The organism is Halobiforma nitratireducens JCM 10879 (genome assembly GCF_000337895.1).
Lineage (GTDB): Archaea > Halobacteriota > Halobacteria > Halobacteriales > Natrialbaceae > Natronobacterium > Natronobacterium nitratireducens.
This window is the reverse complement of record NZ_AOMA01000146.1, coordinates 64,697-81,102: the sequence shown is the minus strand read 5'-3', so window position 1 is coordinate 81,102 and position 16,406 is coordinate 64,697. Positions and strand designations below refer to the sequence as shown.

At 64.7% G+C, this 16,406-nt stretch carries 16 protein-coding genes; 9 read left to right on the top strand and 7 right to left on the bottom strand.

Translation table 11 applies throughout. From position 1 onward, the window contains the following. Positions 1–268 precede the first annotated feature (268 nt). The 4 genes from rimI to C446_RS14570 all read left to right on the top strand — a co-directional run bounded on the left by rimI (position 269) and on the right by C446_RS14570 (position 2,508). Positions 269–742, top strand: coding sequence for a ribosomal protein S18-alanine N-acetyltransferase (gene rimI, locus C446_RS14585; protein WP_006673898.1), 474 nt, complete (start codon positions 269–271; stop codon positions 740–742). Between the two features lie 120 nt (positions 743–862). Beyond that, positions 863–1,363, top strand: a complete 501-nt coding sequence (locus tag C446_RS14580) for a DUF5810 domain-containing protein (protein ID WP_006673897.1) — start codon at positions 863–865, stop codon at positions 1,361–1,363. 32 nt (positions 1,364–1,395) lie between these two features. After that, positions 1,396–1,806 carry a DUF5809 family protein gene (locus tag C446_RS14575; RefSeq protein WP_006673896.1) on the top strand — a complete coding sequence of 137 codons (411 nt, stop codon included), beginning with the start codon at positions 1,396–1,398 and terminating at the stop codon, positions 1,804–1,806. Positions 1,807–1,875: 69 nt separating this feature from the next. After that, positions 1,876–2,508 carry an NUDIX hydrolase gene (locus tag C446_RS14570; protein WP_006673895.1) on the top strand — a complete coding sequence of 211 codons (633 nt, stop codon included), beginning with the start codon at positions 1,876–1,878 and terminating at the stop codon, positions 2,506–2,508. 106 nt (positions 2,509–2,614) lie between these two features. Here the strand turns inward: C446_RS14570 and C446_RS14565 are convergent, their stop codons facing one another. Together C446_RS14565 and C446_RS14560 are read right to left on the bottom strand one after the other, a co-directional pair. Then, a complete protein-coding gene (locus tag C446_RS14565) occupies positions 2,615–3,934 on the bottom strand; it encodes a methyl-accepting chemotaxis protein (protein ID WP_006673894.1) in 1,320 nt (439 codons plus the stop codon). 78 nt (positions 3,935–4,012) lie between these two features. Then, positions 4,013–5,506, bottom strand: coding sequence for an ATP-binding protein (locus C446_RS14560; protein WP_006673893.1), 1,494 nt, complete (start codon positions 5,504–5,506; stop codon positions 4,013–4,015). Positions 5,507–5,680: 174 nt separating this feature from the next. Between C446_RS14560 and C446_RS14555 the strand changes: the two genes are divergently transcribed. Then, positions 5,681–6,049: a universal stress protein gene (locus tag C446_RS14555; protein ID WP_006673892.1), complete on the top strand. Its 369-nt coding sequence runs from the start codon at positions 5,681–5,683 to the stop codon at positions 6,047–6,049. Between the two features lie 2 nt (positions 6,050–6,051). After that, the gene (locus C446_RS14550) at positions 6,052–6,705 is read left to right on the top strand and encodes a GNAT family N-acetyltransferase (RefSeq protein WP_006673891.1); all 654 of its coding nucleotides are present in this window, start codon (positions 6,052–6,054) and stop codon (positions 6,703–6,705) included. Between the two features lie 33 nt (positions 6,706–6,738). On the opposite strand, the gene C446_RS14545 is transcribed toward C446_RS14550, so the two are convergent. Beyond that, positions 6,739–7,197 carry a universal stress protein gene (locus C446_RS14545; RefSeq protein ID WP_006673890.1) on the bottom strand — a complete coding sequence of 153 codons (459 nt, stop codon included), beginning with the start codon at positions 7,195–7,197 and terminating at the stop codon, positions 6,739–6,741. Positions 7,198–7,392: 195 nt separating this feature from the next. Here C446_RS14545 and C446_RS14540 point away from each other — a divergent pair, with 195 nt between their 5' ends. Together C446_RS14540 and C446_RS14535 are read left to right on the top strand one after the other, a co-directional pair. After that, positions 7,393–7,851, top strand: coding sequence for a universal stress protein (locus tag C446_RS14540; RefSeq protein WP_006673889.1), 459 nt, complete (start codon positions 7,393–7,395; stop codon positions 7,849–7,851). A 282-nt stretch (positions 7,852–8,133) separates the two neighbouring features. Beyond that, complete coding sequence (locus C446_RS14535; protein WP_006673888.1) at positions 8,134–9,399, top strand: DHH family phosphoesterase; 1,266 nt, start codon at positions 8,134–8,136, stop codon at positions 9,397–9,399. A 51-nt stretch (positions 9,400–9,450) separates the two neighbouring features. Here the strand turns inward: C446_RS14535 and C446_RS14530 are convergent, their stop codons facing one another. The 3 genes from C446_RS14530 to C446_RS14520 form a co-directional block, all read right to left on the bottom strand. Beyond that, a complete protein-coding gene (locus C446_RS14530) occupies positions 9,451–11,481 on the bottom strand; it encodes a S9 family peptidase (protein WP_006673887.1) in 2,031 nt (676 codons plus the stop codon). Positions 11,482–11,678: 197 nt separating this feature from the next. Continuing rightward, the gene (locus C446_RS14525) at positions 11,679–12,377 is read right to left on the bottom strand and encodes a hypothetical protein (protein WP_006673886.1); all 699 of its coding nucleotides are present in this window, start codon (positions 12,375–12,377) and stop codon (positions 11,679–11,681) included. Positions 12,378–12,448: 71 nt separating this feature from the next. Continuing rightward, the gene (locus C446_RS14520) at positions 12,449–12,943 is read right to left on the bottom strand and encodes a DUF5807 family protein (RefSeq protein WP_006673885.1); all 495 of its coding nucleotides are present in this window, start codon (positions 12,941–12,943) and stop codon (positions 12,449–12,451) included. A gap of 352 nt (positions 12,944–13,295) precedes the next feature. On the opposite strand from C446_RS14520, the gene C446_RS14515 reads away from it, so the two are divergent. Continuing rightward, positions 13,296–13,763 carry a chemotaxis protein CheW gene (locus tag C446_RS14515; protein ID WP_006673884.1) on the top strand — a complete coding sequence of 156 codons (468 nt, stop codon included), beginning with the start codon at positions 13,296–13,298 and terminating at the stop codon, positions 13,761–13,763. Positions 13,764–14,068: 305 nt separating this feature from the next. Here C446_RS14515 and C446_RS14510 read toward each other — a convergent pair whose 3' ends face one another. Then, complete coding sequence (locus C446_RS14510; RefSeq protein WP_006673883.1) at positions 14,069–16,339, bottom strand: PAS domain-containing sensor histidine kinase; 2,271 nt, start codon at positions 16,337–16,339, stop codon at positions 14,069–14,071. Between the last annotated feature and the right edge of the window lie 67 nt (positions 16,340–16,406).

Here is a 16,406-nt window from a genome sequence, read left to right as displayed (position 1 = left end):
CGCTACCGCCTACGTCACGATCCTACTTCAACGTTCAAAGCTGAGTTTTTGAGTCGTGTAGTCCGGTTCGAGAGTCCCATCGTCGACGTGGCGGCGGCGGATCGGCGGGCTACTCGACGGAAACGGCAAGCGAGGCCGTTACTTTGCGAGTACCGACCCGAGGGGGTGATCGGATGGGGGTCCCACTGTCTTACCGTGTCGCGAGTGGCGTCCGAGTACGGTGCCCGATGCGAACAGTTCTTTTATTGCTCGGCTCGTATGCGGGGTCGTGACCGTCCAGTTTCCGACTGACCGCGAGGGCGACGTCTCGATCCGGCCCGCCGAACGCGCGGACCTGCTCGCGGTCGTCCGGATCGAAAACGCCTCGTTTCCCCAGCCGTGGCCGTACGACGCGTTCGATCGGTTCCTCGGGGAGCCGGGCTTTCTGGTCGCCGTCGTCGAGGGACGGGTCGCTGGTTACGTCGTCGCCGACGTGACCTCGAGCGTCGGGCGACGCGTCGGCCACGTCAAGGACATCGCGGTACACCCCGAGCGCCGCGGCGAAGGCGTCGGCTCGGCACTGCTCTCCCGAGTGCTCGCCGTGATGGCCGCTCACGGAGCCGAGAGCGTCAAGCTCGAGGTGAGACGCTCTAACGAACGGGCCAAGCGTCTTTACCGGGAGTTCGGATTCGAGGCACTCCGACGGGTGCCGGACTACTACGACGACGAGGATGCGATCGTGATGATCCGGAAGCTCGAGTGAGTCGCGGTCCGTGTGGCTCCGTTCTCGGTCGGAGGAAACAAGCGTCACCGACCGGAGAACGCAGTGGTTTCGAACGAGCGTGACGGGGACGTTTTACCGCTTGCCACGTACCGTTCGAACATGGGATACGCCTGCCCTGTCTGTGACGCCGACCAGGCCGACGCGGCCCACCTCGCGAACCACCTCGCGATCACGGCCTCGCTCGGCCGCGAGGAGCACCGCGAGTGGCTCGAGGAGCACGCACCCGATTGGGGCGATCGAAACCCCGACGAACTGGGAAAGATCGTCGCCGAGCATGCACCCGAAATCGAGACGCCGGAGTTCGAAGGCGGGCCGGGACACGATCACGGCCATGACCACAGCCACGACCCTGGTCGTCCCAAGGGGATAGACGGGTTCGAGGACGGGCTCGCCCGCCAGAGCCGAGGCCCTGGTCGTGGCGCGCTCACCTCCGAAGCCGAGAGCGTCCTGCAGGAAGCGAGAGAACTGACTCGGCGAATGCAGGAGGGAGGTGGGGACGCCGGCGTCGACGGTCAGAGGGAGTCCGACGCCGAGCATCGACACGAATCCGAGGGTGGGTCCGACACGGCAGATGGCGACCGTGACGGCGGCGACGCGTAACTGGTAACTCCCTGCCGATGTCACGCTCTCCTATGCATACGGTCGGAACGCTCTCGCCGTCGTCGATCGAGGAAGCACACACGCAGTACGAGACGGTCGGGCCTGCAGCCCAGACGGTCGTCAGCGAGGTGGCGAAAGCCATGGAGTTCGACCGCGAGGAGTACGACGAGCGAGTTACGAGCGAGGTTGTCGAGACCGCTCGCGACGCGCTGTTTGCGAGCCTGCTCGAGGTACGGGTCGGCAGTCGTGGGGAGTTCGATTCCTGGCAGGAGTCGTACGATGGAGAGGTGACGACGGTCGGACACGAGAACGTCGATCGGGTCGTCTGGCACGCCGGACCGGACGGACAAGCAGTGGCCGCGACTTTCCAGGAGAAAGAGGACGCAGCAGTCGCGACCCTCCGCCGGCAGGCGTTCGGACGGCTGTACCGCGATCGACTGTAAGCCGTCGTTGTCGGCTGGTTCCGTCGTCTATCGCCACCTATTCGACCCTCGAGAGCACAGCGTTCGACGATGACGCCACCGGACGAGTCGACGGCGAACACCGGTACCGGGCCCGACGCGGACGACTGGAGTCTCGTCGAGGAGGTGACCGAGTACGAGACTGGCTGGTACGACGGCGGCTACGATCTGGTCGAACAGCCCGACGGCACCGAGAAACGCTACTACTGGGCGGACTTGCCGCCAGCGGTCGTCGTCGTCGCTCGAATCGACGGAGGCGTCCTCGCTGAGACTGAGGACGGCTTCACGGACGATGGGGCCGACGACGAGGATCGACTCCTGTTCGTCGAACAGTATCGTCCCACGATCCGCGAGACCCATCTCGAGTTGCCCGCCGGTATCGTCGAGGACGGCGAATCGTACACGACGGCAGCGGCTCGCGAACTCGAAGAGGAGACCGGGTTTCGACCGTCGAGTACGGCGCTTTTACAGGAGTACGCGGTCGCAACCGGTGTGCTCCGACACGATCGTGGCGTCGTCTACGCCGAGGGACTGGAACCCGGACAGCGGGAACTGGACAACAACGAGTTCCTCGCGGTGACGACGGTGCCGGTCGACGAGGCGCTCGAGCGTGCTCGCGAGCAGCCGGCAAACGACTCGACGATGACGGCACTGTCGCTGGCGAAAGAAGACGGGTTCCTCTGACCACCTGCTAGGACTGGAGTCGTGGGGTTCGTGTTGCAGCCTGTAATTGGACTTCGGGAATCGGTGGGTACGTTGCACGGGAGGCACGGCCGACTGCGGGCTCGAGTCAGTACAGTTGTTGCATCGAGTCGGTGCTCCGTCTCGAGACGAACCCCTCGATGGCAGTTACTTCTCCGCCGTCGTACACGCCCTGTCCGCGCTCGCGGACGGGAACGACTTCGCCGCGGGCGGTCTCGATCCGGTAGGCGATATCGAACGCACGCCGCTCTTCGAGAGCCTCCTGTACCGCCGACCAGACGGCGTCGCTGTCGTCGTCGTGAATGACGTCCTCGCCAAGCGAGACCTGCCCGGAAACGAGCTCCTCTCCCTCGTAGCCGGTGAGACGCTTGGTTCCCTCGGAGGCGAACAGTACCGGCCACCCCTCCTCGTTGGCGACTCGGTATGCCATTCCCGGCAGATTGTCGACGTACGACGTCAGGTGATCGACGATCTCGACCTGTCGATCGACCAGACCGTCGGCGTCGTTCATTTCGCGGTCGACACGGTCGGCCCGTTCGTCGATGCGTTCGACGCTGTCACTGATCGTTTCGACGGTCTGGGCCTGATTGTCGTTGACGTCGGCGACCTCTTCGACTCCCGTCGCGGCCTCGTCGATGGTTTCGGTGATCCGCTCGAAGCGGTCGATGACTACCTCGAGTTCGGCGCTCGTTTGCCGGAGGTACTCGTCGGTTTGGTGTGCCTCTCGTCGGGTCTCGCTCGTTCGTTCCTGCAGCGCCTCGAGCTGGTCCGAAATCTCGTCGGCGTGATCGCTTGTCTCCGCTGCGAGCGATTTGACCTCGTCGGCGATGACTGCGAATCCGCTCCCGTCGCTTCCGCTGCGTGCAGCCTCGATCGAGGCGTTCAGCGCCAGTAAGTTGGTCTCGTCGGCTACGTCCGAGATGACCTCGATGACCGCATCGACCTCGTCCATCTTTGCCTCGAGTTCCTCGGTGACGGTCGTGAGGCGTTCGGCGGAGTCGNCAGCCTCGATCGAGGCGTTCAGCGCCAGTAAGTTGGTCTCGTCGGCTACGTCCGAGATGACCTCGATGACCGCATCGACCTCGTCCATCTTTGCCTCGAGTTCCTCGGTGACGGTCGTGAGGCGTTCGGCGGAGTCGACGACATCGACCATCGTCTCCCAGACCTCCTGGCTGGTTTCCTGGCCCTCCTGTGCGGCTTCCCGGGCGTTGACGGCTGCGTTCGACACTTCCTCGGAGGTCGCTGCGACTTCCTCGAGCGAGGCCCCCAGGTCCTCGATCTCCCGGTAGAGATCGGATATCTCCTCGCTCTGGACGGTCGCGAGATCGGACGTTTCCTCGACGTGGTCCCCGATCGTTCGCACGTGGTCGACGGCTTCGGCGAGTTCGCCTCGCCCCTCGTTTGTCATACCTGGTGATGGCCACAGAGGTGTATAAGAATTCTTGCCAACGGGGGTGACGAAGCTGCGGGGTGGCGAAGACGGGGGTTAGTGGTCGTGGTCGTGATTGTGATCGTGGTCGTGGTCGTGGTCGTGCGAATGCCCACCGTCACTCGCTTTCCCGATGTCACCACCGGCGACGAGTGCGTCGTGGTCTCCTTCGATCATGTCCATGTTCTTCAGGTTGTCCCGCTCCTCGAACTCCTCGACAGCGTGGAGCAGGTCTTCCTGTGTGAGTGTGGTCCGATCCTCGGTCAGCGCCTCGAGGACTGCCTCGCGCAGTACCATCCGGAGGTCGCTGCCGGTCAGCCCTTCGGTCGCCTCCGCGATGAGTTGGGGATCGAACTCCTCGATGTCCATCTGTCGGGTGATGACCTGAAGGATGTCCGCCCGCATGTTGTAGTCGGGTTTGGGGAAGTTGATGATCTCGTCGAAGCGCCGCCAGGCGGCGTCGTCGAGCTGATCCGGGTGGTTCGTCGCGCCGATCAGCAAGACGTCGTCCTCGATCAGCGAGATGTTGTCGATGCTCTTGAGAAGGGTGTTCACCGCCCGTTTGAGGGCAGCGTGCTCGTCGCTCCGGCGAGTCTTGGCGACGAAGTCGAACTCGTCGATAAAGAGGATACACGGCGAGAGTCGTTTCGCGACCTCGAACGTCTTGTCGACGTTTTTCGCCGTTTCGCCGAGGTACTGTGAGGTAATCATCGAGAGTTTGACCTCGACGAACGGCAGGTCCATCTCGCGGGCCAGGGCCTGTGCGGTCGAGGTCTTCCCGGTTCCTGGCGGTCCGACGAACAGCAACTTCCCGATCTCACGGAGGCCGATCTCTGAGAGATAGTCCCGGTGTTCGATCGCCTTCGCGATCTTGTCCAGTTCGTTCTCCTGGCCCTCGGTGAGTACCAGATCGTCGAGCGTGATCTCGACTTCCTCGGGTGCTCGGACGTCGACGAGATCGAGCATGTCCTCGTCTTCTTCCTCGTCGAAGTACTCGTCGAGCAGCCCGTCGATCCAGACGCGGTCGGCCTGGATCGGGCGATTGCGCTCGCGAGCCTCCTCGTGGGTGGCGTCGCCCTCGTAGACCTCGTGGTCCTCGAAGTGGTTCGAGAGAGTCGGGTTCTCGAGGAGTCGCTCGTCGTCGACGCGTTCGAGGAACCACTCTTCGGCGAGGTCCTGCTGGGTCAGCGTGATCGTCCCCGAGAACTCGTCGCGTTCGGTAAACATAAGATCGGAGACGGCTTCCCAGGGCCGGTCGACGCCGGTCGCCTCGCGAGCGGTGGCGTTCGTCGCCGAGAGGGGCCGGGTGATGCCGGCGCGGCGTCGTCCCCCGTCGTCGTTGGCGTCGCTGTCGTCGCCGTCCCCGCTCGAGCCGGGACCGGAGCTGGAATCCGAACCCGAACCCGAACCCGCCCCGGAGCCCGATCCCGAGCTGGTCCAGAACACCTGGCGGAACGACGGCGGCAGATCGTTTTCGTCTAACGTCCGGTCGTCCGAGTACACGCTCGTCGTGAGCAGAAACTCGACGACGTCGAGCGCCGCGTCACTCATTCGTTCGACGTAACGCACACACGGTCTTAACAGCGTCGTCCTCGCTATCGGTTGTGAGTCACTCGCTCGCTGTCGTCAGCCCGGTATCTTTCGGCCTCGAGCCGCCAGTCTCGAGCCCGTTTGGCGACCGCACCCGGCATAACGGTTTTCGTCCGTCGGCGCACACCTGTCCGTATGGACGTACTGATGGGTCTCGGGGGCAGCGACGAATCGATCAAGACCCTTCGCCGCACGATCGAGCGGACGAAGGAGGTCGACGACGAACTTACCGTCGCGATTCTCGAGAAGCCGGAGTCGAAACGGTCCCAGGAGGAGATGCGCGAACGGGCGGAAACGCTACTCGAGGACGCGGATATCGACGCCGAGGTCGTCGTCCTCGAAGGTGATCCGGGAAGTGCACTCGTCGACTACGCGGAACAGGGGGAGTTCGATCAGTTGGTCATCGGTGGCGGTACGCTGAGTCCGATGGGGAAGATCCAGCTGGGTCCGATCACCGAATTCGTCCTGCTGAACGCGCCGACGACGGTTAAACTGGTTCGATAACGATGTCGGGAACTTACGAGCGTGACTATCCGGACGACTCGTCGGGTCCGTTCCCCGCACCGCCGACGACGTTCGAAGACGGGGACGGCCGGCCGATCGACGTCCGTGCGCCGGACTCCTTCGACGCGGTCATCGACGACGTGGTCGGGATGTACGACGCCTTCGATCCGACCGACCGCGCCCAGGGAATTCCGCCGACGGGCGAAGATCGCATCCGAAACTGGCTCGAGACGATCTCCGGCGAGAGCATCAACGTCGTCGCGCGACACGACGGCGACGTGGTCGCTCACGCGATGCTGGTGCCGGACGCCGACGAACCGCCGGCGCTCGATCTGGGCGAGAACGAAAACGAGAACGCGGGCGAGGAGTCCCCTCTCGGCCCCGGGGACATCGAGTGGGAACTCGCTATCTTCGTCCTTCAGGAGTACCAGCGCGCCGGGATCGGAACGGTGTTGTTGAAACAGTTGCTCGGTCACGCCGGGTCGGTCGGTATCACACACGTCTGGCTGACCGTCGAGCGGTGGAACAATCCGGCGATCGCCCTCTACGAACGGGTCGGGTTCGAGAGGACCGGCGGCGAGAGCTTCGAACAGGAGATGGCGATCCGGTTGGAACCTACCGACGGCGGTGAGTCCGACTCGAGTCAGACCGAGTAGGAGTAGGAGTAGGAATACGAACCCGGACTCGAGTCAGACCGACAACACCGGCTGACTCGCGTACGAGAGCACGTACTCGGCGGCTTTCTCGAGCACTTCGGCGGACGGTTCGGTCACTGGCTCCCGGGGGAGGACGATGAAGTCGGCGTCGAGTTCGTCGGCGGTGTCGAGGACGACGTTGCCCGGATGCCGGGTTTTCCGGCTCTGTGAGAAGCCGTCGTCGACCGACGTCGACAGCGACACGCCGTACTCGTCGGCGATCGATCCGACGTCTTCGAAGAACCCCTGTGTCTTTTCGGCGATGTCGTCCTCGTCGACCGTCCCGGCATCGAGCCCCCGAACGACGCCCCGACCGAGCACGAACAGGGCGTGGACGTTGGCGTCGTACCGATCCGCGACGGCGACGGCGTGCTCGACGGCGGTGGCGGACTCGTCGCTGCCGTCGACCGGCGCGAGGACGGTGTCGACGGAAAACTGCTCGCTGTCGTCCATACGGCCCAGTCTGTGCCCCGACCAAAAAAACCCTCCCCCACGGGTTACACCTCGCGGGAGCGGAGCTGTCTCCCTGCATTCGACCCGAGGCTCCGTTCAACCGGGCTTTCGGCCGGGAATCGCCGGCCGGTTGCCGTCCGCTCGAGCGCCGGCGTTCCGGTGGAATTTAAGCGGGTTCGACCGTAACGACTGGATATGTTCGACACGGTCGTGGTCGCCACCGACGGCTCCGAGAGCGTCGAGCGGGCCGTCGACGTCGCGCTCGATCTCGCCGACCGCTTCGATGCCGAGGTACACGCGCTCTCGGTCGTCGACGCCAGCCAGGTCGATGCCTCACCCGAGCAGCTCCGGGACGAACTTCGTACCGCGCTCGAGACGACTGCCGATGCTGCCCTCGCTACCGTCGAGGATCGAACCGACGACGACACCGAGGTCGCGACGGCGGTCCGGGAAGGACGTCCGGCCAGTGAAATCTGTGAATACGCCCGCGAGGTCGACGCCGACGTGATCGCGACCGGCACCCGGGGCCGGCACGGTGAGAACCGTCTCCTGCTGGGCAGTGTCGCGGAACGCGTCGTCCGGACTTCTCCGGTGCCGGTACTGACGGTACGACAGCTCGATCCGATGGCCGGCGAGGAATCCGCCGACGCCTGATACGGGTTGCTGTACCGATCTCCTGGTGCAACCGCCTCGGAGTCGCGGTTACTCCGGAACTGACTACAGCCGTCCGAAGTTCGGTTCGGCGGCGTCGCCCGGAGCTCTCACGGAGTCCTCACGGAGTCCTCACGGAGCCCTCACGGAGGGCGAGGAGGCCGAGAGGGCGAAGAGACCAAGGAGACCGACAGTAAGCGTGTCGACTCACCGTCGTTCACAAGCGTTCACACTCACACTCTCGAGACCGGCGCTTACTTCCCCCACCGTCCCCCATCGGTGGACATGTACGACGAACTCATCGATAGCGGCGACCTCCCGATCGCCCGGAAGTCCGTGCTCCCGGGAACCGGCTTCTTCCTGCCCGACTCCCTCGAAGAGGATCTCGAAGCCGAACGGACGGCGGCCGCACTCGAGGGGGCCGAAGTCGCAGTGGTCGCGGACCCGGATGCGGACGGTCTGGCTTGTGTTGCGTTGCTCAGAGAAGCCTACGACGACGTGCGAGCGGTTCCGGAGCCCGAGAACGCCGACGACGAAGCCGACACGGACACGGCCGCCGACCCCGAAGCCGACCCGACCGATGAGACAGTTGACGAACCGCTCGACCTCTCCACTCCCGAGGAAGCCGTCGACGCACCGGAACCAACGCCCCACGAGGTCGCGTTGATCCCTGCCAGCCCTCACGATGTCGAGGACGCGCTCGGGCGGGTAGCCGAACACGCTGCCGAGGGAATCGACCTCTACGTCTGTGATCTCTGCCCCGACCGCTACGAGTACGTCGAGGCGGAACTCGAGGCAGCCCTCGAGACCGCCGCCTCCGTCGCCTGGTACGACCACCACCAGTGGGACGACGCGGTCGCCGAGGCCGTCCGCGAGGCGGGCGTCGACCTCGTCGTCGGCGACTCCGACGAGGAGTGTTCGGCCGACGTGGTCTATCGCTCCCTCGAGTACGAGTTCAACCCAGTCTACGAGGAACTCGCGGCAGTCACGCGGGATCACGACCTCTGGCTGCAGGAGGACCCCCGCAGCGACGACCTCGCGGACTACGCCTACTGGACGGACCCCGCCGAGTACGTCGAGGTCGTCCGCGAGTACGGCGTGGACCTGCCCGACTGGGTCCGGGAGTTCATCGAGGAGCGACGAGTCGAGAAGGAGGCGTTGATCGACCGTGCAGTCGCCCGCGCGGAGTTTCGCGAGATCGGCGACTACACGGTCGGGGTCACCTACGGCCGCTGTTCCCAGAACGAGGTCGCCGAGGCGATGCGCGAGCAAGGTGCGGACGCCTCCGTCGTGGTCAAACCCGCCGGGTCGGCCTCCATCCGGGGGACCGAGGCGTTCGACCGCTGTCACGAGGTCGCGGGCAAGGTCAACGGTGGCGGGCACCCGAAGGCTGCGGGCTGCAAGCCCGATATCTACGACGACATGCTCGACTACGCGAACCACTGGACCTCCCGCGGTGCGGTGACGAAGCAGGTCATCCTCGACGCGTTCCGGGAGGTTGTCGAGGCCGAAGCGGACGACGAAAGCGACGACAGTCAGGCCGCGGCGTAACGTCCGTCGAAACTCGCCGGCGACGCTATCTTCCGTGCGTCTTTCATCGGTTTACTCCGCAGCGTCGGCCGACACCTCGAGCGATGGCAACGTCTCGAACTCGGCCGGCTCGAACCCGAATACCTCGCCGTAGAACGCGAGCTCGAGTTCGTACGCGCGCTTTCTCGACTCCGCGCGACGGAAGCCGTGTTCCTCGTCTTCGAAGACGGCGAGTTCGTGGGGGACGTCGCTGTCCGCGAGCGCGCCGGCCATCGACTCGGCCTGCGAGAGCGGGACGACGGGATCGTCCTCCCCCTGGAGGAGCAGGACTGGCGCGTCGATCTCGTCGGCGTGGTGGAGCGCCGACCGCTCCCGGTAGGTCTCCTCGGCTTCGGGGTAGGGGCCGACCAGCTGGTCGAGATACCGCGATTCGAACTTGTGGGTGAGTTCCGCGAGTCGCTCGAGGTCGGCAACGCCGTAGTAGCTCGTGCCGGCCGCGAACGCGTCGTGGAAGGCGAGCGCAGAGAGGACGACGAACCCACCCGCGCTCCCGCCCCTGACCGCGATCCGGTCGGGATCGACCCGACCCTCCCCGGCGAGGTGACGGGCGGCATCGATACAGTCCGTGACGTCGACGTGTCCCCACTCGTCGTACAGCGCCTCGCGGTACGCCCGACCGTAGCCCGTCGAACCGCGGTAGTTGACGTCCGCGACGGCGAACCCGCGGCTGGTGAAGTACTGGATAGCGGGGTCGAACCCCGGTTGGGTCGTGCTGGTCGGGCCGCCGTGGACGAATACCAGCAGCGGCGGCTTCTCGCCTTCGGGCGGCTCGGCGTCGGGGTTCGTCGGCGGGTAGACGAACGCGTGGGCGTCGGCCCCGTCGCGGGTCTCGTAAGTGACGTGCTCAGGTCGGGAGAGGTAGGCGTCGTCTCCCTCGTCTGCCGTCTCGCGCCGGAGCACGTCCCGACTCGAGTCCTCTGGTGACCATCGCACGATTCCGGTCGGTTCGGTTGGACCGCCGGCCGGCACGAGCACCGATTCGCCGGCGTCGTCCGTCACGAGTCGCGGCGCGTACGTGTCGTACGGGAGGTCGACGACCTCGCGGGACCCGTCCTGCTCGAGCAACTCGAGTGACCGTTCGCCGTCGCGGGTAACGATCGCGGCGACGCGGCCGTCCGCGAGGAAGCCGTACGTCGAGAACCCCAGCAGCCACTGGGGGACGCCGTACTCGGCTGCCTCCTCCCGATAGGGGACCCACTCGTCGCCGTCGCGACGGTAGAGGTTCCACCAGCCGGTTCGGTCGGAGACAGCGTGAAGCGCCCCGTCGGCCCGCCACTCGGGCTGGCAGACGGATACGGATTCGTCGGAGCCACCCATGACGATGCGCTCGTTCTCGAGATACCCGTCCTCGGTGACGTCGGCGAGGTGGAGTTCGGTGCCGTCCCAGGGCAGTCCGGGATGGTCCCAGGTGAGCCAGGCGAGCGCCGTTCCGTCGGGTGAAAGCCGCGGTGCGGCGTAGAAGTCGTGACCCGCCGCGACGACCTGCGGCTCCTCGCTCCCGTCGGCCGCGAGTCGGACGAGCGTCGAGACCGGTTCGTCCGCGTCGCCGTCTGTTTCCTCGCTCGCGGCGTCGTGGTTCTCCCGGACGCAGTACAGGAAGCCGTCGCCGCCGGCCTCGAAGTCCGCGTACCGGAGTCCCCGTTCGGTCGCCGGCTCGGGTGTGATCGGCTCGGGACCGCCGTCCTCGCTTACGGACTGGCGATAGACGCGCTGGTCGTCGTAGCGAACGTAGAAGACGACGCCGTCCCTGACCTCGAAGTCAGCGCCGCCGTACTCGTGGACGAGCGTCCGGACGTTGTCGTCCTCGGGCGTTACTTCCTCGAGGTCGTCGTCTCCAGCCCCGTCGTCGCGTTCTCCGTCCGCGTCGCTGCGGCGGACGACTACCCCTCGTCCTCCTTCGTCGGGACGTTGCTCGCGCCAGTAGGCCGTGTCGCCGTCGACCGTCAGATGCTCGAGATCGATCCCGCCGTTCGCGACCAGTTCCGCGGAGACCGGCGACTGCCAGGTCCCGTATGGAGCTCGGGCCTCGTCAGTTGGTTTCACACCTCGCGAATGCTCGAACGGTCCCCATGAACGCTCCGGTCACTCCCCACAGGAGGGCAGTGCCTGTTTGCATATTCGACGGCGGATGCGAACGCGTCGACGGCGTCGACAACGGCCGCTGTTTGCTGTGTCGGATTGACCGTCGAGCCCGCGCGACTCGCGTTCGTGATCGATCGAAGAGAACGCTGAGAGGTGGGTTACTCCTGGGACGCGAGATACCGCATCACGAGCTGCAGAACGTGAACGAAGACGCCGGCCACGGCGATGTAGACGCCGATGATCTGCAAGCCAGTCGAGACGTTCCGTCGGTCCCTGACCTGCCAGATTTCGTAGCCGAGTCGAAGCATAAAGCCGAGGAAGATCAGGACGAACCCGACCGACAGCAGGATCGGCAGAACGAACGAGCCGACGGCGATGACGATCACACCGCCGATAAACGAGACGTTCGCGAACCGACCCCAGTGCTCGAACGTCGCCGAACGGGCGTAGACGTATCCCGTCACGCCGGCCGTCATCAGCGCAGTGACGATCGCCGTTATCCCGAGAATCTCGAGGCGGGCTTCCGGCGTCGTAACCTGGAGAACGCCGGCACCGAAGATTCCGAACGCCAGTTGCAAGAGTACCATGCCACCGAAGGCCGTCCCCATGTCGTCGTTTTTGACGCCGCGCTCGGCGATCAACTCGCCGACGAAGATCGCCGCACCGTAGACGAGCACGCCGAGTATCGGCGCGGCCCCGAACAGGACCTCGTTGACGACGGCGAGTTGCGTGCTTGCGAAGACGTACATCAATGCGACCGTGATTACCATCAAGCCGCTCGCGCCACCGATGACCCGGCCTTCTCGTCCGGTCAGCCTGAATCGGCCGGTCTCGTGGGGCGTATCGAAGGAACTCATCGCTGGAGCGTATCTCCTGGCCGGTGAAAAGGATACTCCTTACGGCCGCCCGCCGACCCAGACACGAGCGACTACTCGCCGTCCGCGAGGCCTGTATCGATGTCGGCGTCGGCGTCGCTTGGGTTCCATCGATCCGAGTACGCCACCCCGCAAGAACACTGTGCGTAGGCGTGGACGACGTCACCCTCGGCGTATATCCCGCCGACGTCTTCGTTCTGTTCCTCGGTGAACGCGAAGACGAACTGGACCTCGTGGTCGGCGTCGTCGCCCGGGGTCTCCGGACAGGTACCACCTGCGAGATCCGCGTTTACGATCCCCTCGTGGTCCATCGCCGATTTGGCGAACTGCATCGCGCCGGTGCCCGTCGCGGCCTGGAACGCGCTGCGGCCACGCTCGCCGTCGACGACGATCAGCGTCCCGCCCGCGACGCGCTCGCCGAACTCCGTCAGCCGATCGTCGGAGACGTAGGAGTCGGCCAGAAAGAGGGCGACGTCGTCGGGTCGATCGCCCGCAAGGAACTCCGCGCGGGCGGGAAACTCGCCGTCTGCGTCCGCATCCGTGGTCATGCCCCGCTGTCGGCCTTCGAGGGGGATAAAAGCCGCGACCCCGTCCGAGACTGGCTCCGGGTCGATGCGGTGGCGACCTCGACTCGAGGTCACCGGTTCCGACACATGAAGATTACGGCCAGGGCCTTCGAGAGGCGGTCTACCTGCAAAAACACTTATCTGTGTTACCTTCCCTTTCACGACTATGTCCGGAACCGACGGGTCTCGCGTTCGCCGGAAGCGGGGTGGTAGTTGCGAGCGCGGTCCCGGCGGAATCCGAACGCGATCGCGATTCGAGCACGTCCAGTCGATCGACATCGTACGAGTACGTCGACTCGAACGCGAACGACAACCTCAACGAGCCTGACTCACTATGGCAACGACGAACCAGACCAAACGGCAGACCCAGAACGCGGACGCGGAGACAGAGTCGGACGGCATCACCACGCACGTCCTCGAGTTCAGTCTCGGGGAGAACCGGTACTGCGTCGACATCGGCTACGTCGCGGAGATCGTCAACACCGAGGAGTTGACACCGGTTCCGAACACGCCCGACCACATCGAGGGCGTCATGGACCTGCGCGGGGAGACGACCAAGATCGTCAACCTGCGGATGATCTTCGGGGACGAGGACCCGTCGCTGGGCAGCCGGATCATCGTGTTCAAGCGCAAGCGCGGTTCCGACGAGCGAATCGGCTGGCTCGCCGACGAGGTCCACCAGGTCGAGGAGATCAACACGAACGAGGTCGACACCTCGGTCGAAGGCGAAGGAATCGCCGGCGTCATCCGTCGTGACGACGAGTTCGTTCTCTGGATCAACCCGACCGACGTACGCGTGTAAACGACCCCACCCTACTTCGCTCACCGCATAGGCGGTTCGCTCGTTGGGGGAGCGTGGGAGCGAAGGTCCCGCACGACTTGAGGCCGGGGGCTCTGCCTCGAAATTTCTGAGGCGGTCCGCCGGGTCGATCGATTCACTGCGTTGCCCCTCGAGCAGCCTCACGGACGAGTCAGACCCTCTGTATCGACGTTTACCAGGATGGGGCGACCCCTGGTACGGTTTACTGTCGTCAACCACCGCCGATCGCCGACCCCGTTCTGGTGATCGGCGGTAGACAGTTACAGCAATCCGTCTCACTCCCACAGTCACCCGACCAGTGGGAGCTCGACGACTACCACGCTTCCCACGGGTTCGTTGTCCTCGATCCACACGTCTCCCTCGTACCGGTCGACGAGGGTTTCGACGAGATAGAGGCCCAGTCCCGTCCCGTCGCTGTCGAGCCCTTTCTCCCCTTCACGGAAGATATCCGCTTTTTGATCGGCGGGAATCCCAGGTCCGTTGTCCTCGATTCGAACGCAAACGACGTTCTCGTCGGCGTGTGCGGAAACGGTGACTTCCGGTACGTCTTCGTCGTTGTGTACGATCGCGTTCGCCAGCAGATTTCGGAACACGGACTCCAGCAACTCGTCGGCCAGTACGGTGACATCCGGGAGCGGACCGTCCACGGTGAGCAACGCTCGTTCGTGGTTCGAGCGGATATCGTCGACCTGACTCCTGAGAACGGACCGCAATCGGACGGGTGAACGGTCGACACCGACCTGTAGCAGCACTTCCGTGACGTCGCGGGCCGTCTCGGTGATATCGACCGCGCTACGGGCCGCTTCCAGCACCTGCTCGACGGCCTCGCCGTTCTCATCGTCGACACGTTCCAAGAGGAGTTCGGTGTACGCAAGCACGACTTGAAGCTCGTTGCGGACGTCGTGGCGGACGACCTGGTTGAGTAGCTCGAGGTCGTCCCGCTGTCGTTCGAGGGTGCGTTCGTACTCTTTCCGTTCGGTAACGTCTCGAGCGTAGCCGAGCACGGCGTCGTTGCCGCTGCCGGACAGCTCGTAGGGAATCTTGACCGTATCGAACGTCTTGGTTTCGCCGTCGGCAGTCGTCAACTGCTCTTCCGGAATCTCCTTGCGCTCACCGGATTCGATGACCTCGAGGTCGTCGGACCGGAACTGTTCGGAATCCTCGATCGAGGGGATGATCTCGGATTCTTTGCTCCCTTCGACGTCCGCAGGCGTCGTTCCGTACGCGTCGGCGGTCGCCTCGTTTGCGAGCAGGTACTCGCCGTCCTGGTCTTTGGCGAAGATCAGATCCGGAATGAGATCGACGATCTGTCGGAGCTCTTCGTGGGCCCGCTGGATAGCCCCTTCGTACTCGGTGCGTGCACTCACGTCGCGATAGACCCAGAGGCGACCGTACCGCCGATCCGCGTCGACGACCGGCGTCGAATAGAACTCGAGTACCCGGCCGTCCGTAAACTGCAGTTCGGAGTCGTGTACGTCGTCGGGACGGTCGTACAACCGCTCGACCGTGGCGGTGAACTGTTCGGGCTCCGGCTGTTCGAGCACGTCGACGGCGTCCGCCAGCAACGCTTTCCCGTCGCTTGGCACCTCGTCTCGATCGGCCAGGTCCCACAACTCGAGGAATCGGTCGTTGTAGTGAAGCACGTTCCAGTCGAGATCGGTCACAAGCGTCCCGTCTTTGGTCGCCTCGGTCACGGCCTCGAGAAGAGAAGACTGGCGTTGCAGTCGTTCTCGCCGTCGCTTTCGCTCGGTGATGTCCGTCGAAACGGCACAGACGGCCTCGACGGTTCCGTCGTCGCCGTACACCGGCGACTTCCGCGTCAGCCGAACGGTCTCGCCCGCTGCTGTCGGCACTGTCTCCTCCGTTTCGATCGGCTCGCCGGTCTCGAGGACGCGCTGATCCTGCTCCCGAGAGGCGGCAATTCGGTCTTCGGGAAACAGGTCTTCGTCGGTGAGCCCCGAGACATCCGCGTCCGCGTCGATCCCGAACAGGTCGCGACACGCCCGGTTCATCAGGAGGAACCGGCCGTCGGTATCCTTCAGAAACACTGCGGCGGACATGGTCTCGAGGATGGCCTCGAACCGACGGTGCATACGGTTCAGCGTTCGCTCCTGTTCGTTTCGTTCGGTCACGTTCCGCGAGGTGCCGACGATTCCGGTCACCTCGCCGTCCTCGAGGATCGGTGTCAGCTTCGTCTCCCAGCTCGTCGTACCGGCGTCGAACGACAGCGTCTCCTCGTACTCGATCGGCTCGCCCCGTTCGACACAGCGTCGGTAGTTCTCGGTGACTGCTGTCCCCTGGTCGTCCCCGAGGAGTTCCTGTGGCGTCTGTCCCCGGAGTTCGTCCTCGCTGAGGCCGGTCTGTTCCCGGTGGGAGGCGTTGTTTCGCCGGAAGGTGAACCTGTACTCGCCGCCTGCTCTGTCGTCTCTCCGTTCGACGTCGACCAGAAACACGGCGTCGTCGATGGCCCGAAAGATCGTCTCGTAGACGTTTTCCGACCGCGTACCGAGTGCGTCTCTCGAGTCGTTATCGGCGGCTGTCTCGGAATCGTGTCCCATCGTGTCTCATCTCGAGGGACACCTCTAGGCGAACGATACTGATATGTCTCGCGGCCGGAAGCGAGAG

What these genes read in the sequence shown, in the direction of transcription:
- C446_RS14510 (WP_006673883.1), bottom strand. Translation starts at nt 16,339, where the DNA reads ATGGGACACGATTCCGAGACAGCCGCCGATAACGACTCGAGAGACGCA.
- C446_RS14570 (WP_006673895.1), top strand. Translation starts at nt 1,876, where the DNA reads ATGACGCCACCGGACGAGTCGACGGCGAACACCGGTACCGGGCCCGAC.
- C446_RS14515 (WP_006673884.1), top strand. Translation starts at nt 13,296, where the DNA reads ATGGCAACGACGAACCAGACCAAACGGCAGACCCAGAACGCGGACGCG.
- C446_RS14545 (WP_006673890.1), bottom strand. Translation starts at nt 7,197, where the DNA reads ATGGACGACAGCGAGCAGTTTTCCGTCGACACCGTCCTCGCGCCGGTC.
- C446_RS14560 (WP_006673893.1), bottom strand. Translation starts at nt 5,506, where the DNA reads ATGAGTGACGCGGCGCTCGACGTCGTCGAGTTTCTGCTCACGACGAGC.
- C446_RS14580 (WP_006673897.1), top strand. Translation starts at nt 863, where the DNA reads ATGGGATACGCCTGCCCTGTCTGTGACGCCGACCAGGCCGACGCGGCC.
- C446_RS14540 (WP_006673889.1), top strand. Translation starts at nt 7,393, where the DNA reads ATGTTCGACACGGTCGTGGTCGCCACCGACGGCTCCGAGAGCGTCGAG.
- C446_RS14575 (WP_006673896.1), top strand. Translation starts at nt 1,396, where the DNA reads ATGCATACGGTCGGAACGCTCTCGCCGTCGTCGATCGAGGAAGCACAC.
- C446_RS14525 (WP_006673886.1), bottom strand. Translation starts at nt 12,377, where the DNA reads ATGAGTTCCTTCGATACGCCCCACGAGACCGGCCGATTCAGGCTGACC.
- C446_RS14550 (WP_006673891.1), top strand. Translation starts at nt 6,052, where the DNA reads ATGTCGGGAACTTACGAGCGTGACTATCCGGACGACTCGTCGGGTCCG.
- C446_RS14535 (WP_006673888.1), top strand. Translation starts at nt 8,134, where the DNA reads ATGTACGACGAACTCATCGATAGCGGCGACCTCCCGATCGCCCGGAAG.
- C446_RS14555 (WP_006673892.1), top strand. Translation starts at nt 5,681, where the DNA reads ATGGACGTACTGATGGGTCTCGGGGGCAGCGACGAATCGATCAAGACC.
- C446_RS14520 (WP_006673885.1), bottom strand. Translation starts at nt 12,943, where the DNA reads ATGACCACGGATGCGGACGCAGACGGCGAGTTTCCCGCCCGCGCGGAG.